Annotated in this window: 5 protein-coding genes and 1 tRNA gene; 3 read left to right on the top strand and 3 right to left on the bottom strand. The window is 42.9% G+C overall.

Annotated elements, in window-relative coordinates; translation table 11 throughout:
- Both Q0668_RS12415 and Q0668_RS12410 read right to left on the bottom strand, forming a co-directional pair.
- Nucleotides 1-412 (bottom strand): FHA domain-containing protein (locus Q0668_RS12415; RefSeq protein ID WP_298864997.1); only part of this gene is annotated, 412 nt, incomplete at its 3' end.
- Nucleotides 413-584: 172 nt separating this feature from the next.
- On the bottom strand, nt 585-1148 hold the full coding sequence (locus Q0668_RS12410; protein WP_298864994.1) for a response regulator: 564 nt from the start codon (nt 1146-1148) through the stop codon (nt 585-587).
- 421 nt (nt 1149-1569) lie between these two features.
- Here Q0668_RS12410 and Q0668_RS12405 point away from each other — a divergent pair, with 421 nt between their 5' ends.
- The 3 genes from Q0668_RS12405 to Q0668_RS12395 all read left to right on the top strand — a co-directional run bounded on the left by Q0668_RS12405 (nt 1570) and on the right by Q0668_RS12395 (nt 2898).
- Nucleotides 1570-1899: an HU family DNA-binding protein gene (locus Q0668_RS12405; protein WP_298864991.1), complete on the top strand. Its 330-nt coding sequence runs from the start codon at nt 1570-1572 to the stop codon at nt 1897-1899.
- Between the two features lie 527 nt (nt 1900-2426).
- On the top strand, nt 2427-2639 hold the full coding sequence (gene csrA, locus Q0668_RS12400; RefSeq protein WP_298864988.1) for a carbon storage regulator CsrA: 213 nt from the start codon (nt 2427-2429) through the stop codon (nt 2637-2639).
- A gap of 184 nt (nt 2640-2823) precedes the next feature.
- Nucleotides 2824-2898 (top strand) — tRNA-Glu (locus Q0668_RS12395).
- Between the two features lie 14 nt (nt 2899-2912).
- Here the strand turns inward: Q0668_RS12395 and Q0668_RS12390 are convergent.
- Complete coding sequence (locus tag Q0668_RS12390; protein ID WP_298864985.1) at nt 2913-4142, bottom strand: aminotransferase class I/II-fold pyridoxal phosphate-dependent enzyme; 1230 nt, start codon at nt 4140-4142, stop codon at nt 2913-2915.
- Nucleotides 4143-4294: the final 152 nt, after the last annotated feature.

Below are 4294 nucleotides of genomic sequence, written 5' to 3'. Positions count from 1 at the left end.
GATCCGATTCATTGATTACTTCCGAGAGCCAGCTGGAAATAGCATCATCGGAGAGATCGTCGGATGAGTCCTCTGTATGGATATGATTGCTGGGTTTTCCGACGCCTTTTTTTGTGTTTTTTTTCGTTCCCACAAGCTCAAAGACCATCGGACCGACTCGTAGCTGGTCTCCTGAATGGAGCTGCGTTTCTTCCTGGATCGGAATATCATTCACACAGGTTCCATTGCGGCTCTTTAAATCGACCACATAGAGCTCGCCCTCGCGGGGCACTAATTCGCAGTGCATTCGACTGACGTCAGAATCTGCTACGCGAATGTCACACTCCAGTTCACGACCGATTGTGATTGTCCTTTCAGGAAGCTTTAAAGTCTTTCCCTTATACTTTCCCGTTTTGATAATGAACTTTGGCATGTTGGCCCTCAAAACTAATTAGAAATTCAGACTCGTTGAACCTGATTGTCATTGACTCAATGTTTTGATCTTTCAAAGATCAAGTTGGCGGAATTGTTTTTCAAGGTTTCATTATTGTGTGATAGACAGTTTGAATCAGAAACGTTTCCTATTCAAACTGGGATATATTTCCTTAATCATGCAGGGGGACTACGAGTGGTTCTTTACATGTAGGGCATGTCATTGTGCGTCCTCGATGTTTAGTACGAACTTTTAATTTTTTACCACAAGGGCAGAAAAAATAAACTCGTTCTTCGGCTGTCTCTTTCGAAGGGGGAAGATGTTCCTGCTCCCAAAGATCATTGGATATTTCTTTGATCAATTCGAGTAATTCTACAGGATCAAATGGTTTCAAGAGATAACCATCTGCACCTACGCGCGATGCTAGTTGACGCGATTCGGGAGAATCAATCGCAGTGACAATCAGAATGGGAACATGGCTTTCCTTCTGTTTCATTCGCTCACAGATTTCAAATCCGCTTTCTTGAGGCATGATTAAATCCAGAACCACAAAATCAGGTTTGTGCATATTGAAAGCAGAATGCGCTTGCCCTCCATCTTTTGCGACTGTTACACGATAGGAATTTTCTTCAAGCAGCTTTTTCATGAACAGGGCGGTATCTTCTTCGTCTTCCACAACCAGGATGTGGTTGACAATCGAAGTCGTCATATCCAAATGTATTTCACGTGATGCCATTTGGGAGACTCCCTGTTTCAATAACTCCGATTCTGTCAGGCTCTTTTCAGTTTCGGATCTACTTTGCTGTAGAAATATTTGCTAATACGTTACAACAACTTACAAGCGCTGTTATACATATACGGTGATTCGTCAATAGTGGTTCATGGTCATTTTTGGAGTTCGCAGAATAAAAGTTGCACGTTTATTATCTCAAAGCAACAAACAAATGACATGGCAAAAAAAAAAAATCAATGAAATGACAAAAAGTCCTGAAAAATAGGGGTAAACACATTGACTTTTGGAATTCAGGTCACTTTACTTACGCTTGGTTCGGAGAGAGCGATCTCTCATTTTCGATCACAGCCCAGATTTGGCGACCCCTTATGACGAGGTGGTAACTCACTTCTTTCATTTTCAATTCCAGTATCAGGAGTTCACGATGGCAGCAAAGGCTACGACTAAAGATAAGCCACTTACCAAAACAGAGATCCTTAATGCATTGGCTGAAGGTTCTGGACTAACTAAGAAAGAAGTTACTGCTGTTCTTGATGAACTCAGCGGACTGATTTCCAAAAACATTGGGAAACGTGGTCCTGGTGTTTTCAATATTCCAGGGCTCCTTAAAATTCAAGTCCAGCGTAAACCTGCCACAAAAGCAACAACCCGACCTAACCCGTTCAAACCTGGTGAAATGATGCAGGTAGCTGCCAAGCCAGCTCGGAACGTCGTTAAGGTTCGGCCTCTCAAAGCCTTGAAAGAGATGGTCTGATCTCCTTTCAGCTTTGCCTCTGAAACTAGAACATGAGGTGCAGTCTCCCTAGGTGGAGGCTGCATCAAGCATGTTACTATTTTGCAATGTTTGATGCCTAAGGTATAGAGATACGAAAAGATACTAGTTGTCCTTTCTTGCAGGAAAGTGACTCAAGTTTTCTGTAAATCATGAGTCTTTCCATGCAAAAAACAATTTTTATTTGAAATTTCTTTATTTTTGTGTAGATAAGCATCATCAAGTTCTTTAAACCAGATGTTGTTGTAAGTGTATTTTTGAGTACACTTTACGTCTGCGGTGAATAACCTCAGATTACAATGTGCATCAATTCTCAGCTCACTTTGAGGTATCTCTGCGCCCATGGCTTGCGCTAACCTCTTGACGGTATAAATGTGGGCATGTAAAATCTCAACGTATGTGATTGATTGGTATTACTACTTATTAAGAGCTGTGGTGTTGAACCTCCCCGAAAACACTACGTTTAAGTTTACGTGGGATGCATCAGGCATCCTGAGAGAGAACATGGCATGTTAGTTTTATCCCGCAAGAAGAATGAGAAAATCGTCATTGATGAGAATATCATCATTACGATTGTCGAAGTACGCGGTGACAAAGTTCGCCTGGGAATCGAAGCCCCTCGTGAAGTGCCCATTCATCGTAGCGAAGTCTATGACGCAATCCAGAACGAGCAGAATTCAACATCAGAGACAAAAAATGGTGCCTCTGAGTTATTACAATAGTTTTGAATTGTACAATATCTGAATACCACAAAAGCCGCTCTCGAGCGGCTTTTTTTATCAGTTAACCTCTTACTGGTGGTCTAACTGAGGAATTGGATTCAAAAGTATTTTCTGAGAAGATGGATTCTGTTAACGCCATCCGCTTGACTTATTTCATGGAAACCGTAGATTACTATTTCGAATGGGCCCCATCGTCTAGTTAGGCCCAGGACATCGGGTTTTCATCCCGAAAACAGGGGTTCAAATCCCCTTGGGGTCAATTCAAAGCAACGATTATTCCATTGAATAGTCGTTGCTTTTTTTATGTTTCAGTTTATGTGGATTGTTTGTATACATATGAATAATTTCTTTGGCATGGTCATGAATGTGAGATACTGCTTGTACAATCGTTTTCATGTTCTTCTCATCGGTTAATAAAATTGGATGATGTAGTACAACGAGATTTTGGTCACACAAGGTAGCCATCGGTAATTGATTGACCTGTTTAAATCGTTTGCTGCTGTGAATGGTATGCAAAGCTCTGAATCCGGGGTACAAGGCAATTCCCTCGGCTTGCATGGAGTCGCAGAACAGTTCTCGGGACAGACCTGCAAAGTGCTCTGCCACATATTTGAATCCCAATTTGTAATAGCCGGGACAAGACGAGGTGTCATTTGTGTAGTTGGTGTTTGTGAGGCTGGTTAATCCCGAGTGTTCTCCCAGTTGTTGTAGCAGGTATGCTACGTTGGTCTGCCGTTTTTGATGATGCTGTTGAAGAGTTTGCAGCTGTGGAATGAGCAAACCGGCTTGCAGCTCGGTGAGCGGATATGCTTCATTTCCGCGGAAAGAGTAAAGTTTGACTCGTTGTGCGATTTGTGGTGAAGAAGTTATTAATGCGCCTCCTCGTCCTGCAGTCAGCAATTTACTGCCTCCAAAGCTGAGGATACCAATCTGGCCCCAACTACCGGCAGTGCGTCCCTCAATATTGATACCCGGTACCTGGCAGGCATCTTCAATGATCGGAATCCCTTTTTTTCTTGAAAACTCTTTGAGAGCCTGCATGGGGACCATTCCCCCGTGAAGGTGGGAAACCAGAATACATTTCGTGGATTTTGTGATTGCCTGTTCTAACAGGTTCAGATCCAGGTTGCAGTTATTACTGTCGACATCAATGAGCATGGGTGTCGCACCGACCGCCAGAATATTTTTGAAGTTTCCTTCGAAGTCATAAGCTGCCAGGATGACTTCATCACCCTTTCCGATTCCCAGGCCACGCAGTGCAAGTTCAACGGCTACGGTTCCACTTGAGCAGAGAATGACTTGTTCCCTCTGGTGGAGCGTGGCAAGTTCCTGCTGTAACTGTTCTAAATAGGGGCCATGATATTTTCCCCATATTCCTGATTGTTGTGCCTCCTGCAAAACCTGATTGACTGCTTTGTCGGGAAAAGGCCATTCGGGAGGACCTTGGGGAAAGCAGGCAGTTCCACCCAGGATTGCCGGTTCTTTTTGAGATAAACTGTTCATAAGCTTTAATAGCTAGTATTGATTTTTACGTCGGAAATCGGAATTCGTGAATCAGATAGTATTGTATAGAAGAAGGTTTGACTAAACTATCTATAGCGTACTTTTGCTATTCAAGGCCAGTAAGAATCTATGCAGGACAGTCTTTCTTTACA

It is taken from the genome of uncultured Gimesia sp. (genome assembly GCF_937910335.1).
Lineage (GTDB): Bacteria > Planctomycetota > Planctomycetia > Planctomycetales > Planctomycetaceae > Gimesia.
The sequence above is the reverse complement of the archived record's forward strand: the minus strand, read 5'-3'. Positions and strand labels throughout refer to the sequence as shown.

What these genes read in the sequence shown, in the direction of transcription:
- Q0668_RS12410 (WP_298864994.1), bottom strand. Translation starts at nt 1,148, where the DNA reads ATGGCATCACGTGAAATACATTTGGATATGACGACTTCGATTGTCAAC.
- Q0668_RS12405 (WP_298864991.1), top strand. Translation starts at nt 1,570, where the DNA reads ATGGCAGCAAAGGCTACGACTAAAGATAAGCCACTTACCAAAACAGAG.
- csrA (WP_298864988.1), top strand. Translation starts at nt 2,427, where the DNA reads ATGTTAGTTTTATCCCGCAAGAAGAATGAGAAAATCGTCATTGATGAG.
- Q0668_RS12390 (WP_298864985.1), bottom strand. Translation starts at nt 4,142, where the DNA reads ATGAACAGTTTATCTCAAAAAGAACCGGCAATCCTGGGTGGAACTGCC.